General features: G+C 69.0%; 13 protein-coding genes. 3 read left to right on the forward strand and 10 right to left on the reverse strand.

All coding sequences use genetic code 11. The features are described from left to right. Nucleotides 1-18 precede the first annotated feature (18 nt). Complete coding sequence (locus JNUCC0626_RS39530) at nt 19-909, reverse strand: helix-turn-helix transcriptional regulator (RefSeq protein ID WP_394615765.1); 891 nt, start codon at nt 907-909, stop codon at nt 19-21. Between the two features lie 38 nt (nt 910-947). Further along, nucleotides 948-1,769 (reverse strand): oxidoreductase, encoded by an 822-nt coding sequence (locus tag JNUCC0626_RS39535; protein WP_394615766.1) that lies wholly within the window; start codon nt 1,767-1,769, stop codon nt 948-950. A gap of 121 nt (nt 1,770-1,890) precedes the next feature. Here JNUCC0626_RS39535 and JNUCC0626_RS39540 point away from each other — a divergent pair, with 121 nt between their 5' ends. Beyond that, on the forward strand, nt 1,891-2,418 hold the full coding sequence (locus tag JNUCC0626_RS39540; protein WP_394615767.1) for a TetR family transcriptional regulator: 528 nt from the start codon (nt 1,891-1,893) through the stop codon (nt 2,416-2,418). Here JNUCC0626_RS39540 and cobF read toward each other — a convergent pair whose 3' ends face one another. The 7 genes from cobF to JNUCC0626_RS39575 form a co-directional block, all read right to left on the reverse strand. Next, entirely contained in the window at nt 2,419-3,162 is a 744-nt protein-coding gene (gene cobF / locus JNUCC0626_RS39545) for a precorrin-6A synthase (deacetylating) (protein ID WP_394615768.1), read from the reverse strand. Nucleotides 3,163-3,176: 14 nt separating this feature from the next. Further along, nucleotides 3,177-4,397, reverse strand: coding sequence for a phenylacetate--CoA ligase family protein (locus JNUCC0626_RS39550; RefSeq protein WP_394615769.1), 1,221 nt, complete (start codon nt 4,395-4,397; stop codon nt 3,177-3,179). Next, nucleotides 4,397-6,850 carry an acyl-CoA reductase gene (locus JNUCC0626_RS39555; protein WP_394615770.1) on the reverse strand — a complete coding sequence of 818 codons (2,454 nt, stop codon included), beginning with the start codon at nt 6,848-6,850 and terminating at the stop codon, nt 4,397-4,399. The genes JNUCC0626_RS39550 and JNUCC0626_RS39555 overlap by 1 nt, the downstream gene beginning before the upstream one ends. Beyond that, entirely contained in the window at nt 6,847-7,983 is a 1,137-nt protein-coding gene (locus JNUCC0626_RS39560; RefSeq protein ID WP_394615771.1) for a hypothetical protein, read from the reverse strand. The genes JNUCC0626_RS39555 and JNUCC0626_RS39560 overlap by 4 nt, the downstream gene beginning before the upstream one ends. Further along, on the reverse strand, nt 7,980-9,134 hold the full coding sequence (locus tag JNUCC0626_RS39565) for a GNAT family N-acetyltransferase (RefSeq protein WP_394615772.1): 1,155 nt from the start codon (nt 9,132-9,134) through the stop codon (nt 7,980-7,982). Before JNUCC0626_RS39565 ends, JNUCC0626_RS39560 begins: the two co-directional genes overlap by 4 nt. A gap of 209 nt (nt 9,135-9,343) precedes the next feature. Further along, nucleotides 9,344-9,982, reverse strand: coding sequence for a peptidylprolyl isomerase (locus JNUCC0626_RS39570; RefSeq protein WP_394615773.1), 639 nt, complete (start codon nt 9,980-9,982; stop codon nt 9,344-9,346). A 57-nt stretch (nt 9,983-10,039) separates the two neighbouring features. Beyond that, nucleotides 10,040-10,699, reverse strand: coding sequence for a DUF2306 domain-containing protein (locus tag JNUCC0626_RS39575; protein ID WP_394615774.1), 660 nt, complete (start codon nt 10,697-10,699; stop codon nt 10,040-10,042). 523 nt (nt 10,700-11,222) lie between these two features. Between JNUCC0626_RS39575 and JNUCC0626_RS39580 the strand changes: the two genes are divergently transcribed. Further along, nucleotides 11,223-12,077 (forward strand): M23 family metallopeptidase, encoded by an 855-nt coding sequence (locus tag JNUCC0626_RS39580; RefSeq protein ID WP_394615775.1) that lies wholly within the window; start codon nt 11,223-11,225, stop codon nt 12,075-12,077. Here the strand turns inward: JNUCC0626_RS39580 and JNUCC0626_RS39585 are convergent, their stop codons facing one another. After that, nucleotides 12,078-14,747: an AfsR/SARP family transcriptional regulator gene (locus JNUCC0626_RS39585; RefSeq protein WP_394615776.1), complete on the reverse strand. Its 2,670-nt coding sequence runs from the start codon at nt 14,745-14,747 to the stop codon at nt 12,078-12,080. It abuts the gene before it with no gap. Between the two features lie 364 nt (nt 14,748-15,111). Between JNUCC0626_RS39585 and JNUCC0626_RS39590 the strand changes: the two genes are divergently transcribed. Continuing rightward, on the forward strand, nt 15,112-17,241 hold the full coding sequence (locus JNUCC0626_RS39590; RefSeq protein WP_394615777.1) for a bifunctional diguanylate cyclase/phosphohydrolase: 2,130 nt from the start codon (nt 15,112-15,114) through the stop codon (nt 17,239-17,241). Nucleotides 17,242-17,266: the final 25 nt, after the last annotated feature.

Here is a 17,266-nt window from a genome sequence, read left to right on the forward strand (position 1 = left end):
GCCAATCACAACCAGTGACTAAAGCCAACCCCGCCGTGACGCCTGGACACCGAGCTGGAACCGGGTCTGCGCCCCCAGCAACTGCTGCAACCGGCTCACCCGGCGGTGCACCGTCCGCTCGCTGACACCGAGTTCGCGGGCGATCGACTCGTCCGTCAGACCCGCGCTGAGCAGCGCCATCAACCGACGGGTGGCGGTCGTCGGCTCCTCCTGGGTGTCTTCCTGGCCCCCAGGGGTGATCGACACCGCCATCCGCCAGAACGCCTCGAACAACTCGCTCAACGCACTCAGTAGCACGGACGGGTGAATGAGAAGTGCGACGACGTTCCCGCCGGTGACTGTCGGAACGGCGATCAACGCCCGGTCCGCGTCGGCGATCACGAGCTTCAACGGCACCCCGGGGAACGTCCGCGCCTGCTCGCCCGCCGAGATGCTCTCCTGCACCGACGCGAACCCGCGTTCGGTCTGCAACAGCGCCGACTCGTACACCACCCGGTACCCGACACCGCGGGCCAGCGCCGGAGGCTGCGCGGGACTCGCCTCCGGCTGCGGGCTCAGGTACGACCCCGGATCCAGAGCCCGGATCTCCGACTTCGCCTGGCTCTGCATCTCCTCGAACGCGCTGATCACCTCGTCCGCGTCCTTGAGCACCTCGACGAAGTCGACCTCCTTCGCCCCATGCGAGGCGTAGGCGGCGGCGAGCACCTCGGCGGTCTCGCGCGCCCGGACGGCCGCGGCCTCGTGACTCGACGCGATCGCGGCCAGTGCCGACCGCGGCGGCCGCACCTCGTCGTCCCTGATCAGCCCCAGTCGCTTCAGCTCGTCGTGCGCCGTTCCGGGCTCGCTCCGGGCACCTCGCAGCATCGCCAGGTACAGCTGCTCGGCCTCACGCGACAGCCCCTCGTGCACTCGACTCCCCTCGGTGGTGCTGAACCGAAGGTACCTGCTCAGACACGCCCCGCGCGCCGCATGGCGCCGAGGAACACCGCGTCGAACCCGCGGTCGGACAGCACCCTGCGCGCGAACAGGATCGGCCCCGCGCCGAACCCCGCCGCGTACCGCGTCTTCGGGCGGCGAGCCTTCGCCGCCTTCACGATCACGTCCGCGATCACCTTGGGCTCGGAACCCCGCTCGACCTGCCCGAAGAACGCCGACAGCTGCCGCACCTGCTCCTTGTACGCACCCTCACCGGACCGCTTGCGCAGGTTCTCGACGGCGATCCCGCCCCACTCGGTCTTGATCGCACCGGGCTGGATCACCACGACGTCGATCCCGAACGGCTTGAGCTCCAGCCGCAACGAGTCGCTCAGCCCCTCCACCGCGAACTTCGTGGAGTGGTACCAACCGCCGAGCGGCTCGTAGATCTTGCCGCCGATCGACGACACGTTCACGATCCGACCGCTGCGTTGAGCGCGCATGTGCGGCACGACCAACTGCACCAGCCGCGCGAGCCCGAACACGTTCACCTCGAACTGGTACTTGCCTTCCGACAGCGGCACGTCCTCGAACGCCCCGTACGACCCGTAGCCGGCGTTGTTCACGAGAACGTCGATCCGCCCGGACTCCGCGATGACCTGCTTGACGCCCGCGACCATCGACTCGTCGTCGGTCACGTCCATCTCCAGCACCTTGATGCCCTGCGCGGCGAGCCCTTCCATCCGCTGCACCCGGCGCGCCGCCGCGTAGACCGTGTAACCGGCTTTGTGCAGCTCAACCGCCGTGGACTCGCCGATGCCCGACGAAGCGCCCGTGACCAGTGCGACCTTCATGACCTGTTCCTCCCGCTGATTAACCAACCGGTTGGTTGCTAGAACCAGGCAACCACGTCTCCGGACATCTGTCAACTAAACGGTTAGTTGCCTCGACCAACCGGTTGGTTAGAATGGGGGCGTGGTGAGGGACAAGGAAGCGACCAAGGCCAAGCTGCTCGAAGCGGCTCTAGACGAGTTCGCCGAGTACGGCATCGCCGGCGCGCGCGTCGACCGCGTCGCGGCCAAGGCGGGCTGCAACAAGGCGATGATCTACGCCTACTTCGGCAGCAAGGAAGGCCTGTTCGACGAGCTGCTGAAGATCCAGATCGACCGCATGATCGAGTCGGTCCCGATCACCCCGGACGACCTGCCGGGCTACGCGGGCAGGCTGTTCGACTCCTACCTGGAGCAGCCGCAGATCCTCCGGCTCGCCGCGTACCACCGGCTGGAGAACGGTTTCGACAAGCTGCCGGAGGCGGAGGTCGAGGCGCACCACGTCAAGGTCGCGGCCATCGCCAGGGCCCAGGCGGAGGGCCGGATCTCAACCGCGTTCGACGCCGAGGACCTGCTGAACCTGGTCGTGCACACGTCGATCCTCGCGTTCAGCACCCCGAACGCGACGCGGGACCTCGTCGAACGCTCGGTCCGCCGGTTCGTCGAAGACTGATCAGGGGCGGCGCAGCAGGTAGGTGTCCATGATCCAGCCCTTGCGCTCACGGGCCTCCGACCGCACCGCGCGGATCTCCGCCGCGACGTCCCCTACCCGCCCCGACACCAGGATCTCGTCGGGCATCCCGAGGTAGGCGCCCCAGTAGATCCACGTGTCGGGGTCCACGCCCTCGAACGAGTACTGCGCGTCCAGCATCACGGCCACGTCGTCCACATCGGACGGCCACCCGGCAGCCAACCGCCGCCCCGTCGTGATCTGCACGGGCTTCCCGACCTGGTTCAGCGACACCCGGTGCCCGGCCGTCAACGCCGCCACCGACGTCACGCCCGGGATCACCTCCACCGAGAACGACTCCCCGCGCGCCAGCAGGTCGTCGAGGATCGCCAGCGTCGAGTCGTAGAGCGACGGATCGCCCCACACCAGGAACGCGCCGACCTCGTCCGGCCCCAGCTCGGCGAGCAGGCCCAGGACGACGTCGGCACGGTCACGGCGCCACGCGTCGATGGTCGCCTTGTAGTCGGCGGGGGTGCGGTCGCGGTCCGGATCCCGGCCCTCGACCCAGCGGTACGGCCGCGTCACGTGCTCGGCCAGGATCGACGCGCGCAGGTCGACGAGCTCCTGCTTCACGGAACCCTTGTCCAGCACGAAGTACACGTCGACCGTCTGCAACGCCTTGACGGCCTGCACCGTCAGGTGGTCGGGGTTGCCCGCGCCGATACCGATGACCAGGATCTTTCGCACGGGAGCCACACTAACTAGACCGAGCGCTCATCCAGGAGCCGGACGGTCTTGCCTGTGCGGGGATTCACCTCCAGCGCCGAAACCCACTCCACCGCCAACGGCGCCACCACGCCACGTCCGACCTGCAACGCGAACCGCGGGCTGATCACGTCGACCTCGTCCCGCACCCGCGAAGGGTCCTGCTCGGCCGCAGCGATCCGCAGCACCAGCTGGTCCCGCGAATCCACCCGGCGGATCACGACCTGCACGCCCTGGTGCACCACCCCGGCACGGTCGACCGCGTCCCGCAGGTGGTCGAGGTGCAGCGTCACCGGACCGACCCGCGCACCCTCGTCGGCACGTCCGAGCAGGCGGAAGATGCCGTCCTCGACGTCCACCCACGCGGCCAGGTCGCCGACCGGGTACCGGATCATCGGCTGCAACCGGCGGGTCAGGTCGGTCTGGAGCAACCGGCCCGCGACACCGGGCGTGGTGATCGGCGCGCCGGTGTCGACGTCGACGATCTCCAGCACCGAGCTGTCCACGAACGCCCGGAACACCCGCGGGTCCTCCGAGCCGAGCACCGCCGTGCCGATGATCCCGCCGTCCACGCTGCCGTAGACGAACGACCGGAACTCGGCCCCCGGAAACGCCTCGGCCAACAACGCGCGCTGGTCGTCGTACAACGCCTCACCGCTGAACAACACCAGTCGCACCAACGGAAGCGAGCCGACCGAAGCGACGACGTGCGCGGCCAGCCGGGACAGCGTCGTTGGGAAGCCCGCGACCACGGTGGCGTCGAAGTCCTGCATCGTCGACAACGTGAACTCGACCGGCGCGCTGCCGGTCACGGGCAGCTGCACGAGGTCGATCGGCGAGCGCTGCAACGAGTTCAACGCGAAGATGAAGCTGGAGTACAGTTCCCCGGCCGCGAACAGGTTCGCGATCCGGTCACCGTGCCGAAGTCCCGCGGCAGGAAGGGTTTCCGCGTACGTGCGACACATCGCGTCCCACTCCGCGTTGGTGTAGAAGGAAACGCGCGGGGCTCGCGTCGTCCCGCCGGTCTTGAAGATCAGGCCGTCGGTGTGGGCCTGGGTCAGCACCTGGTTGTGCCGCACGGTGTTCGCGGCCCAGAACGCGGCCTGGTCGATCACCGGCAGCCCGGCCAGCGGCGTCGACGAGTCGTACCCGTCGTAGAGCTCCTTGTAGAACGGCGAGTGCGTGCGCGCGTAACAGACGAGGTCGAGTACGGACATCACGCGCTCCTGCGCTGGTCGACGACGGCGATCAGCTTGCCGCTGCTGCGCGTCCGCTGGAAGTCCGCCAGCGGCACGTTCTCCACCCGAAGCGACAACAGCTCGTCCTTCTCGACGGCCTCCGCGACCTCGGCGTACTGAGCCAACAGGACGTCACGACTCGCGGCCGGCTCGGGCGCGCGGCCGAGTTCCAGCCGCACGACCAGCTCATCGCCGGAAGCGTTCTCGGACAGCTCGATCTGCACCGCGCCGGAGTAGCTGAACTCGTCCTCCAGGACCGTGAGGAACCGCCGGTAGTTCAACGTCTGCGCGGCCGTGCGGAACACGTCCCCGGTGCGTCCGAGCAGCTCGAAGCGCGGGGTCTGGCGTTCGCACGGGCAGTCGCCGGGCACCCAGCGGCCCAGGTCGCCGATCTCGTAGCGCTCCAGCCGCTGGCCACGCCGGGTGTGTGTGGTGACCACGAGTCGGCCGGACGGCGCCGGACGATCGTCGTCGTCGAGGATCTCCAGCGTGTGCAGGCCGGCGAGCACGTGGTGCACCTTGCCGGTGGACGCCGAGCACTGGTAGCCGATCGGGCCCGCGTCGACCGTCGCGTAGGCCGCCGACCGGATCACCTCGACGCCGAACTCGTCCCGCAGCCGGGCGATGGCCTGCGCGCCGAAGTGCTCACCCGCGTAGAAGATCTTGCGGATGCCGCCGTACTCCTTCAGCATCTCGCCGTGTTCGGCGAAGAGCCGTTGCACGAACGAAGGCGCGGTCAGCAGCGTGTCGACCCGGTTGTCCACGATGGCCTGGGCGATCGCGTCCAGGTGGCCCCACTCGCCGCCCATCGGGAACTGCACGGCGTTCATGCGTTCCAACGCCGAGAAGAAGCTGACGAAGCTCGCGTACATGTGCCCGTTGAAGAACAGGTTCATGATCCGGTCGGACCGCGGGTCGAGCCCGGTCGCGAGCAACGCCTCGGCGCCCACCCACATCTGCTCGTCCCAGTCGGCCCAGGTGTAGGCGGAGAGCTTCGGCGCGCCCGAACTGCCGCCGCTGCGGAAGTACACGTCGGCCGGGCCGTCCTGCAACGTCTCGAAGTCCGACTTCGCCGTCACCGGAACCGCGGGAACCGGCAGCTGGCGCGACTCGGCCAGTTCGTCGAGCGCGGCGTCGAACGCGAACCTGTCGTCGAGCTGCACCGAGACGCGGTTGCTGTAGCGCTGCAACGCGTACACGCCGTCGTGCGGTTCGCCGCTGTACCCGCCGAGCATCGACCCCGGCGTGGTGATCCGTTGCACGCCGACCGACACGAACGCCCGCGCCAACGCAGCCGTGTCCGGCCGGTCCGCCGCGAGCCCGACGGTCTGGAGGTACTGGCGCATCGGTCGCAGCACCGACGTGATCTGCTTGCGCGGCAACGGCTTCACCCACACCGTCCGGTACAGCGGCGAGGTGCGCGGCGCGAACCGGACGTCCGCCAGCACCCGCCAGTGCCCACCGGCGTGCACCTTCGTGAACCCGAGGTGCTCCTCCAGCTGCGTCACGACGACGGTGTTCGTGATCTCCGCCCACTCGGCCTGCGACGGCTCGCGGGTCGGCGGCCCGGTCAGCTCCAGCACCGCCGCGAACCGCTCGGCGAACGCGAAGACCTGCGCCGAGTCCTCGGTGTCGAGGTAGATCACCTGCGGGCTGGAACACGCCTGCTGTTCCAACTGGCAGACGTCCGCTGCCAGCGCGTGCAAAGTGTCCACATCGGACCACAGGTCGGCCGTCAGGTAGGCGAACGACAGCTTCGGGCCCCAGTCGACCACCCGCGTGCCGGGCTGCACGAACTCCCGGACGCCCGCGATCGCCTCCTCGCCACCCCAGACCGCGACGGCGTCGGCGGCGCCGAGCATCCGTGACGTCCAGTCGGTGCGCGACGACGAGAAGTGCAGCACGATCAACCGTGCCGCGATCTGCCCGGTCTGGTCGAGCGCGGCCAGCGCCGCGAGGACGGAGGCGGTGAAGCCGGAGTCGTCCGACGCGACCTTCAGCACGTTGAGGTTGCCGGAGAGCAGGCCCTCGACGGCGCTCAGCACACCGGCCGCCGGGGCGTTGCCCGCCGTCACGTGCGCGAGCAGGCCGAGCGGCACCCAGGCCTCGTAGACCGGCGTGCGGAAGTCGAACCTGACCATCCGCGCGGGGTCGAGGCCACCGAGTTCGCGCTGGAGCTTGCGTTCCAGCGACGGCCTGCTCAGCGCGTGCCGCAACACCTCCAGCGTCTCGTCGACCTCGGACTCGGCGAGGCCCCACGCGACCAGCGACGGCCGGTGCTGTTCCAGGTCCAGCTGCTCGGCGGCGGCGAGCACGACGAGCGGGTTCAGCCGCGGGCCCGTGATCACCTGCTGGGTCAGGTCGTCCAGGGTGTCGAGCCGCACCGACGCGGCCTCGTCGTCGATCCACGCGCCTTGCCAGAGGTGCCTCATGCCTTGCCCTTCAGGAGTTCCGCGGCCGCGATGGCGCAGGACCGGTTGCGGGAGACGCCGGCGCGGCCGAGGATCTCGAACCACGGGGTCTCGTTGCCGCAACCGCACTCCTCAGGTGCGTGCAGTGCGGCCAGGTCGCCCATCAGCACGCTCTGCGCGGGCGCCGAGGTGATGTAGGGCGACATGAACTGGATGTAGCCGGACTCGCCGTGCGGCAACGGTTCCAGCGTCCGGACGTCCCGGACGATCGCACGTGACCACGTCGGCACGTGCAGGTTGTGGCGCGCGCACTCGACGTACGGCACCGAGTGTTCGACGGAGCCGTAGCTGTCGCGGATCCGCTCGTCCGGGATGCCGAGCATCTCGACGACCTTGGCGCGCAGGTCGGCCTTGGAGATCTGCTTGTCGGCGTTGCCCTTCCAGCCACCGCCGAACCAGACCATCGAGTTCTCGTTCAACCGCAACGGTTCCACGCCCATCGCGCGCATGCGGTCGATCGTGAAGCTCAGGAACGCCGGGAAGCCGAAGATCCGCACGGGCTTGCCGTCGTCCGCGAACCGCTGCAGCGCGCGGATGCTGCCGAACGCGTCGAACTCGTGCCCGCTCCCGGTGTGCGCGAGCCCGTACTCGACGGACTCGACCGGCGCGAAGTCGGTCATGAACTGCCCGGTGAACGAGCTGCCGAGCTTGACCGACGGCGTGGGCTGGTTGAGGTTGATCAGGTAGTTCGCCGGGTCCTCGGTGATGAACCCGTTGTGGTCGTAGATGCGCGCGACCATCCGCTGGCCCGCGCGCAACGTCCAGGCGTCCCAGAACATCTGCGACTTCTGCCCGGTCGTGCCGGACGAGGTGGCGTGCACGACGACCTGGCCGCGCGGTACGGACAGCACCTCGTGCATCTTGAAGAAGTTGGCGTGCACGAACGGCTGCTCGGCGATGTCCTTGAGCGGCTTGCCGTTCCACAGACTGCGGAAGAACTCGTTGCGCTCGGCGTGCCAGCGGTTCGACTCGTTCATCGCTTCGAGGAACAGGTCGTCGTCGCTGTGGTCGTAAGGGGCTGCGATGTCGCACAACGCCTGGACGGCGTTCAACGACGAGTCCGGCACCCTTGCCGGACCTAAATGCGCGTTCATGCGCGGAACACTCCGTTGGTGTTGAGGAACTTCTGCGTCCACAGCTCGACGTACTGCTCGGTGAACGGCCGGAACGCCTCGTCGATCAGCAGGCCGCGGAAGTCGGGCGGTTGCGGCGTGTGCACCATGACGACGTAGTCGTGGAAGACCTCGCCGTCGCCGCGCATCGCCGGGTACAGCGCGACCGGCAGGAAACCGAAGGCCAGCAACGCGCTCAGCTCGTCGAACTCGTGCAGTGGCACCAGGGTCTCGACGTGCGGCGCGCCCAGCCCGGCCAGTGCGTCGATCACGCCGCCGAGGTGCGGCAGCACGGCCTGCGGGCTCGGCGTGGCACCGAAGATCGTGCAGTAGCCGTCGTGGCGGTTGAGGTGACCGTAGAGCTGGTACTCGCCGTGCTCGTCCGCCAGCAGCACGTTCGGCTTGTGCAGCGGGTAGAACCGCCGCGCCGGGTCGTTGATCGTGCGCTCGAAGTGCCGCTGCACGAACTGCGGCGCCTCGACGACCTCCAGCCGTGACGCGCGGCTCTCGGTGAAGCCGTCGTCCTCGACGAACTCCGGCAGCGCGGGCAGCCCGAGTGTCGCGTGTGTGGCGGTGACGAGCTTTTCCAAGCTCTTCGGCACCTTGTGCACCTCGGCGCGGCGTGCCAGCACGCCGTCGCGGTGCTTGGCGAGCAACGTCATCGTCTCGCGCCGGGCGTGCTTGAACAGGTTCGGGACCAGCCCGAGCGGGTGGAAACCGTTGCGCAGACACACCCGCTGCGGCGCGAGGTGGATCGTGCGCGCGGTGCCGTAGACCGAGTCGACGTCGCCGCTCGCGAGCATCGTGTCGGTGATCTGCCCGACCGCGTGGTGGGCGATGCCGCCGCCCTGCGCGTCCGGGTCGACGACCAGCCCGGCGATCTTGCCGAGCCGGTCGGTGCTCTCGACGTGCCCGGTGATCGAGGCCTGGACCTTGCTGTCCTGCCGCCACACCAGCCACGTGGTGTGCACGGACTCGATCTCGGCCGCCATGACGGCGGGGTCGGTGCCCATCGCGATGGGGTAGTTCGCGCCGTGCGCCCGCCGGTAGAGCCTGAGCAGGTCGTCGACGTCGTCGAGTCGAGCCGGCTCGAACTCGGGTAACACTTCCTGTGCCTCCTCCAATTGCTTCACCGAGATAAGCACAGGAGGAGAGAATATATTCACGGTGGCGAGCGGGATCACACGAACTCTCAAATCCACCTTAATTGTCGATGGTTCGAATGGGTGAATTCGTGCAGGTGGGGCGTGTGATCGAGATCGCCTGGCGGATTTTCGCCTGTTATAAATCTGTCAAGTGGTCGCCATTTCAACGAAATGGCGACCACTTCGAAAACGAGCAACTAGTGGGCGAGCAGGTGCAGAATCCGGACCGGCTTCTTCGGCGCGCCGTCCAGCAGACCGTCCGGCTGCGGCACGATCCCGGCCTTCACGATCCGGTCCAGCGTGTCCATGCCGTACGTGACGTGACCCATCACGGTGTAGAGCGGCTGGATGTTCGCGAACGAGTGCACGACGAAGAACTCGCTGCCGTTCGTGCCGGGCCCCTGGTTCCCGTACGCGATGGTGCCGCGCGGGTACGTCTCCTTGCCGGTCACCTCGTCGGCGAACTTGTAGCCGGGCCCGCCCTCCTCGGCGCGGTAGATGTCACCGCACTGCAGCACGCCCAGGCGCGTGGTGTCGGTGAGCCGCCAGCACTGCGACATCGTGTAGAACCAGCTCCGCGCCAGGTGGGCGAAGTTCTCGACGCCGCACGGGGCGTTGGCGCGGTCGAGGTTCGCGATCACCACGCCGTAGTTCGTCACGATGGTGACCTTCACGATGCCGCGCGCGGGCACGACGGCGCTGGGCGGCTGGACCGGGCGCGCGGCCGGGTTCTCCGGCGTCGGGGTGAACTCGCAGCGGGCCACGGGGGTGGCCGGAGCGGCGGACGCGACCGGGGCGAGGACGACCATCATCAGGACAGCGAGCAGTAGCCTCATGACTGCCGACCGTAGTCGCCGCATAACGCCTTGTCAGCCCACCTGGATCGGGGTGGCTCACACGCTGACGGCCTCGCGCTGCTCGACCTGGGCCCGCCGCCGCGGCTTGCGCTCCAGCCACCACTGCGACAGCAGCAGCGGCACCACCCAGCCCGTCCACGTCGAGATGCCCGCGATCGTGTTCGGCAACTGGGCCTCCGGCACCCGGTCCGCGAACGCCAGGAACGCGACCACGCCCCAGATCCGGTTCGTGATGATCGAGACGGTCAGCACGAAGCTGCGGATCATCCACTTGCGGTGGTCGCGGAACTGGCGCTGCCGCGCCGCCCTCCAGGCCAGCCCGGTGAACGTCAGCCACAGCACCGCCAGCATCACGTTGCTCACCATCGCCACCGGCCCGAACGGCGTCATCCAGCCGATGACCAGCCCGGACAGCCCGGCGGGGAGCACGCCCGCCAGCACGTAGACACGGCCGATGCGGCGGTGCCACGCCGGGAACCGCGAACGGAACCACGGCCAGATCTGCACCACGCACGTGAGGATCGCGACCGACGCGCAGACCACGTGCATCACGAGCAGGGGGTAGTGCGGCCCCCAGTCCGACTGCACGCGCGCCTGCAAGCGATCACCGGTCAGGTACGGCGGCAGCGAGAACGCCACGAACGCCAGCACCACGAACGCCAACGGGCCCACCCAGGGCTTGCGCAACCACGTCATGGCGTCACCGTGACGGCTCCCGCTGACCGATCGCGCACCGCTCGCTGACGTCCACGCACCGCGTGCAAGGGCTCCTGGTCACAGGCCTGAAAACAGCGCTGTCCTGCGCCGCTGACATCCCGCTGACACCTGACCGGGTGCAGCTGTCAGATCGCTGTGAGTGGCGATCAGCAGAGTTCTCCCCATGAAGCCGACAGCACCGGAAACCAGGCCGATGACCGGCTACGTCACCGACTGACCCCGCGCCCCGCAGCGCGGAAACCCTTGAGGGAGAAGCGTCGCCGACATGCACCTCAAGGGGCAGAAGGTCGACGTCGTCCGCCAGGACACCGGTCCTGACCGCCGGGCCGCTCGGACAACGACTCCGACTCCACCACACGTAGCCCTCTATTTGGGCGACAACAAGATCCTCGAAGCCTCGCCGCCACGTGCCGGCAAGAGCATCCAGAACAGCCAACAGCCAACAGCCACGAAACGCCGTACACGAAGGTCCGCCGGATCTTCGGATGATGAGGGGAAAACCATGAACGTCAAGAGAATCGTCTCCGGCATCGCGGGTCTCGCGATCGGGATGGGCGTGCTCGTGCTCGGCGGTCCGCAGGCCAGCGCCGCCACCAACTTCGAGCTTCCGTTCCCGTGTGGACAGACGTGGTCGGGCCAGACCCGCACCAACCACAGCCCGCAGCTCGCCCTCGACCTGAACCGCAGCGCCGACGAGGGTGACGCCGTGGTGGCGTCCGCGTCCGGCACGGTCAGCAAGGTCCGCAACGAGGGCAGCACGAGCTACGGCCGCTGGGTCGAGATCGACCACGGCAGCGGCTGGACCACCCGCTACGCCCACCTGTCGGCGCAGAAGGTCTCGGTCGGCCAGGCCGTCTCGCAGGGCCAGACCATCGGCAACGTCGGCAACACCGGTGGTTCGACGGGTGCTCACCTGCACTTCGAGCAGCTGCTGAACGGCTCCCCGCAGAAGATCAAGTTCGGCGGATCGACGATCCTGTACTACGGCACCAAGGACTACAAGTCGAACAACAAGTGCGGCGGCGGTGGCACCACCAACCCGTACACCCCCGAAGAGGCCTGTGGTGACGGCTACAAGGTGATCAACGGCGCCAACGTGACCGGTGCCCGCATCTCCCTGCTGTACAACGCGTCCAACGGCTACAACTGCGTCGTCGCGATCAAGACCACCAAGATCGGCGCGGCCTCCGACGTCGGCGCGTTCCTCGAGGTCGAGGGTGCTACCCGCACGACCGACCGCGGTGACTACGGCTACTACGCCGGTCCGGTGAAGAAGTCGGCCGCCGGCAAGTGCGTCAAGTGGGGTGGCATGGTCGGCTCCTCGACCTTCACCAGCCCGTTCCAGCACTGCGGCTGATCAGCCGAGAACGCTGTCCAACAGGTTGTCCCTTCGCAGACCGGGTGTGCCGAGCAGGTCGGCCGCCCGGTCTGCGGGCGTTTCCGTGACTTTCGCGAGCACCAGCCACGCCACGCCCTCGCCGTACCGGTCACCTCGCGCGCCGGTGATCTCCAGGCACCGCTGAGCGTCCTTTGTGGCCTGTTCGCGGTTCTCCAGCGCCAGCAGCACTTCCGCCCGGCACAGCAACGCCTGCCACTCGTCGTTGTGCTCGCCCGTCACCCGGCACAGCTCGATGCACTCGCTCAGCACGGCCTCCGCCTCACCCAGCCGGCCCAGCTTGAACAACGCCTGTCCCCGCGACGCCAACGCGTACGCCGTCCCGGCCGCGTCCTCGTGATCACGTGCGTGCTTCAGGCTCTGCTCGGCGGCGTCGAGCGCGTCCTCGTACCGGCCCGCGACCTGGTGCACCTGGGCCAGCGCGGACAGCGGAACCCGTTGTGCACCAGCAGGTCCGTGCTTCGACGTCAGCTCGACCGCCCGGGCCAGGGTCTCGGCCGCGGCGTCGAGCGAGCCGAGTTCCCGTTGGATCCCACCGATCCCGGCCAGCGCGCGCCCCTGCCCGAACGGGTCGTCGGCCCGCGCCTCCAGCACCTGCTCCAGCTGCGCGAGGGCGTCGGCGAACCGCCCGATCCGCCGGTTCGCGGCCGACCGCACCAGCAACGCCGTCTGCACCGCGGCCGACGTGCCGATCGTGCGCGCCGCCTGGTCCGCGATCTCGCCCAGCTCCACCAGATCCGCGACTCTGTCCTGTTTGAACAGATGCGGGTAGAGCATGTGCGCGATCGCCAGCCCGTGTTCCGCCAACGCGGCCGACGACACCGAGGACCGGGCCGCCGCCAGCAGGTTCTCGGCCTCCTCGGTCAGCCACCGCAACGGTTCGTCGATGTCCTGCTGCCCGACGGAATGCGTGAGCGCGCCGTAAGCGTGCGGCCGCAGCTTCTTCAGCGCCGCCGCCAGAGTGGCGCGGTAGTGCGCCAACGCGCGGGCGAGCGCGGCCTCCCGTTCGCCGTCGACCTGCTCGGCACCGAACAACCGCAGCAGGTCGTGCACCCGATATCGCTCGGGCCCGCACGGTTCCACGAGTTTGGCGTCCACCAACGGGTCCAGCGCCCGATCCACGTCGTCCTGCCCCAGCAACGCCCGCGCCACCGGCTCGCCGACGGTCGGCACGGTGAGACTGCACAGCAGGGTGAACGCCCTGGTGGACGCGGTGGACAGCCCCTCGAAGCTCATCTGGAAGCTCGACCGCACCGCCAGGTCGTCGAAGTCCAGCTCGTCCAGCCGGTGCCGCTGGTCCGCGAGCCGCCGCGCCAGCGTCGCCGTTGTCCAGTCCGGCCGCGACCGCAGCCGGGCCGCCGCGATCGTCAACGCCAGCGGCAGGTGGTCACAGGCCCGCGCGACCTGCCGGGCCGCCTCGCCGTCGTCCCCCAGCAGCCGCACGGCGTCCGCCTCGGGCAACGGGTCGAGCCGCACGTGCCGGGCGCTCAGCGTCGCGAGCATCCGCCGGCTCGTGATCAGCACCGTCGACCCCGGTTCGCCCGGCAGCAGCGGCACGACCTGCGCCGCGTCGACCGCGTTGTCGAGCAGCACCAGCACCTTGCGCCGCGCCAGCACCGACCGGTAGAGCGCGGCGGCCTCGGCCGGATCGGTCGGCACGGCCAGCGGCGGCGTCCCGAGCGCGCGCAGGAACCGCCGGATCACCTCGGCCGGGTGCAGCGGCGCGCGGCCAGGTGTGGCGCCGTGCAGGTCGACGTAGAGCTGCCCGTCCGGGAACCGCCCGGCCAGCGCGTGCGCGGCGGCGGTCGCGAGAGCGCTCTTGCCCTGGCCACCGGGGCCGTGCACGGCGATCACGGTCTCCGCCGACCCGGTGATCAGCTCGATCTCGGCGAGCCGCCCGACGAACGGCTCGGGCCGTGCGGGCAGCTCGCGCGGCACCGCCGGGAGGTCGCCGCGCAGGATCGCCGTGTGCAGGTCCCGCAACTCCTGACCGGGGTCGATGCCGAGTTCGTCGGCCAGCAGCCGGCGGCCCTCGTCGTACGTCCGCAGCGCGTCCGCCTGCCGCCCGCCGCGGTGCAGCGCCACCATCAACGCGCCGCGCAGCCGTTCGCGGGTCGGGTGCTCGGTGACCAGCCCGGTCAGCTCGCCGACGATCTCGTGGTGCCGGCCCTCGGAGATCGCCTTGTCGACCCGGCGCTCGGTCACCGCGAGCCGTTCCTCCTCCAGCTGGCTCGCGAACTGGGTGTTCGTGGTCAGCTCGGCGAGCGCCGGGCCGCGCCAGTACCCCAACGCCTCGTCGGGGTCGGTCGCGTCCCGGAAGCGCTGGAGGTCGAGCGACCGCGGCGGGATGCCGAGCCGGTACCCCTGCCTGGTCCACTCCAGTGACACACCGGGCAGATCTTTCAACGCTCGGCGAAGCTGGGAGACGTGCACCTGCACGGCCTTGCGCGCGCTGACCGGGGGATCGCCCTCCCACAGCACGGCCATGAGGTGATCGACGCTGACGAATTGACCGGCGTGCAGCAGCAGCAACACCAGCACCTGCTGCGGCTGGCCTGCGGGAACGCGGACGACGCGCCCCTCATGTGTGACGAGCAGCGGCCCCAGCACCCCGAACCGAACGTCGTCCACGGCCACACGATAGTCCGCGGATCAGCACTCCCATTGAGACAGCAACTTGCACTCCAGCAACGGTCAACGACGAACGATGTGCAACCTGTTAACCGACCGGAAGGTCGGGAATATCAGTGGCACAAGGTGCGCGAATCAGCGCCGAGCTGCGAAAAGTCGTGCGAAAATCGTTCGGGGGACCACTCGGTGGGACGGATCGGCGAAGTGCGAGATCAACGTCGTGGTGGTAGCGGAAAACAGAACAGGGATTTGCGGTAGCGTCCGTATTGGTGGATCACCTCATTGGAGTAACGGCGGTGCCGCGATCATCCCAAGTCGGGCATCATCACGTGGCTCGACCAAGTCGTAGAACGAGGGGTCTCGTGTGACCATCTTCCGTGCAGGCAGCACCGGAGCGTGGTGGATGTACCTGGTGGCGGGTCACCTGCTGCTGGGCGTCTACTACCTGATCCCGGTCAGCCCTGCGGGGACAACGGGGCAAACGGTACGGGTGGTGCTCTACTGCACGATCAGCGCTTCGGCTGCCATCGCGACATTCGCGGGTGTCAAGCGCAACCGGCCCCAATGGCGCAGGCCGTGGGTGTTCCTCGCACTGAGCCAGGTCGTTTACGCGTTCGCCGACCTCACGTTCTACGCATCGCACTACATCTTCAAGCACACGGTTTACCCGTCCTACGCGGACATCTTGTACCTGGGGCATTACCCGTTGATGGTCGCGGGCGTGATCCTGCTGATCCGCCGTCGCACTCCGGGACTCGACCTGCCGAGCCTGCTCGACGCCGCCGTCCTCGCGGTCGTCGCGGGCATGGCGTCCTGGCTCTACGTCATCGGCCCGCAGGCCCGCCTCACCTCGCCGGTGCTGGTCAAGATCGCCTCGCTCGGCTACCCGATGATGGACCTGGCGCTGTTCGTCGTCGCGTTGCGGCTCATCTTCGGCGCCGGGCCGCGGCCACGGGCGTTCGTGCTCCTGACGTGCAACCTGCTGGGCATCCTCACGGCGGACACGATCTACGTGTTGCAGCGCCTCGACGGCAGCTACCACGCGGGCAACTTCCTCGACGCCATCTGGCTCTCCGCGAACCTGTGCATGGGCGCGGCGGCGCTGCACCCGACGATGGCGCGGCTCGTCGACCGCGCGCACGTCAAGGACGTGGGCCTGAGCCGCGGCCGGATCATCGCGCTGTGCTCGGCCGTCCTCGCCGCCCCCGTGCTGATGCTGGTGCACGACGTCGGCCAGTCGTCGCAGGACGTCCTGGTGATCGCCGTCGGCAGCGCGGTGCTGTCGTTGCTGATCATCGCGCGGCTCGCCGGCCTCGTCGCCGACCAGCGCAAGCTCGCGATCACCGACAGCCTCACCGGCCTGCACACCCGGCGGTTCTTCGAGGCGCAACTGCCGTTGGAGATATCCCGGGCACGACGGAACGACGGATCGGTCGCGGTGTTCATCATCGACGTCGACCGCTTCAAGTCCATCAACGACAACTACGGCCATCCCGCCGGTGACGACGTGCTGATGGAGGTCGCGGCCCGGCTGCGCGCGGCGTCGAGGGCGGGTGAGGTGCTGGCCCGGTACGGCGGCGAGGAGTTCGCGCTGCTCGTCCCGGACGCGGGCCCCGGCCGGTTGTCCGTGATCGCGAACCGGCTGCGCGAACGCGTCGCGGAGAAGCCGATCCCGGTCAACGCGGGCAACGACGACATCCCGCTGTTCGTCACGGTCTCGGTCGGCTCGGCGAGCTTCCCGACCCACGGCGACGGTCCCGACGACATCGTGGTGATCGCGGACCGCGCGCTGTACGCGGCGAAGGCGGCCGGGCGCAACAGGATCGCGGTCGGCCCCGAGCCGTTGCCCGCGGTCGACCCGGACACCGACGGCGCGATGGCCGAGTTCCTCTGCCAGGTCGCGGACCGGGTGGACGGCTGGCTGCACCGCTACGACCACAGCCGCTCGGTGTCGCGCTGGGCGGGCGTGGCGGCGGGGGAGTTCGGCCTGGACGCGCCCACGATCCGCGTGACCCAGCTCGCCGGGCGCCTGCACGACATCGGCAAGGTGATCATCCCCGAGGTCGTGCTGACCAAACCGGGCGCACTGTCCGAAGAGGAATGGCGGCTGCTGCGCCAGCACCCCGACTTCGGCTACCGGCTCGCCCGCATGGTGCCAGGGTTCGCGGGCGTCGCGCACGTCATCAGGCAGCAGCACGAACGCTACGACGGCGCCGGGTACCCGGACGGGTTGCGCGGCGCCGACATCCGGGCGGAAGCCAGGATCCTGTCCGTGTGCGTCGCGTGGGCGGCGATGCGGTCGAACCGTCCACATCAGACCGCATTGGATGAGAACCGGGCGCGGCGGGAACTTTGGGCCGGTCGCGGCGAACAGTTCGATCCGGACGTAGTGGACATGTTCCTCGACCTGCACACGCAGGGGAACATCGGAATGCTGCGTCCGTCCGGTTTGTCCGTGCAGGAAGCGGGATTCCCGGCCGACTTCAGGCCATGATCGACTGACCGTGCCATGCTCTCGC

Source organism: Lentzea sp. JNUCC 0626 (assembly GCF_043632865.1).
Classification (GTDB): Bacteria; Actinomycetota; Actinomycetes; order Mycobacteriales; family Pseudonocardiaceae; genus Lentzea.

Coding starts and splice junctions, on each gene's coding strand:
- JNUCC0626_RS39535 (WP_394615766.1), bottom strand. CDS start 1,769: ATGAAGGTCGCACTGGTCACGGGCGCTTCGTCGGGCATCGGCGAGTCC.
- JNUCC0626_RS39550 (WP_394615769.1), bottom strand. CDS start 4,397: ATGTCCGTACTCGACCTCGTCTGTTACGCGCGCACGCACTCGCCGTTC.
- JNUCC0626_RS39555 (WP_394615770.1), bottom strand. CDS start 6,850: ATGAGGCACCTCTGGCAAGGCGCGTGGATCGACGACGAGGCCGCGTCG.
- JNUCC0626_RS39560 (WP_394615771.1), bottom strand. CDS start 7,983: ATGAACGCGCATTTAGGTCCGGCAAGGGTGCCGGACTCGTCGTTGAAC.
- JNUCC0626_RS39570 (WP_394615773.1), bottom strand. CDS start 9,982: ATGAGGCTACTGCTCGCTGTCCTGATGATGGTCGTCCTCGCCCCGGTC.
- JNUCC0626_RS39575 (WP_394615774.1), bottom strand. CDS start 10,699: ATGACGTGGTTGCGCAAGCCCTGGGTGGGCCCGTTGGCGTTCGTGGTG.
- JNUCC0626_RS39580 (WP_394615775.1), top strand. CDS start 11,223: ATGAACGTCAAGAGAATCGTCTCCGGCATCGCGGGTCTCGCGATCGGG.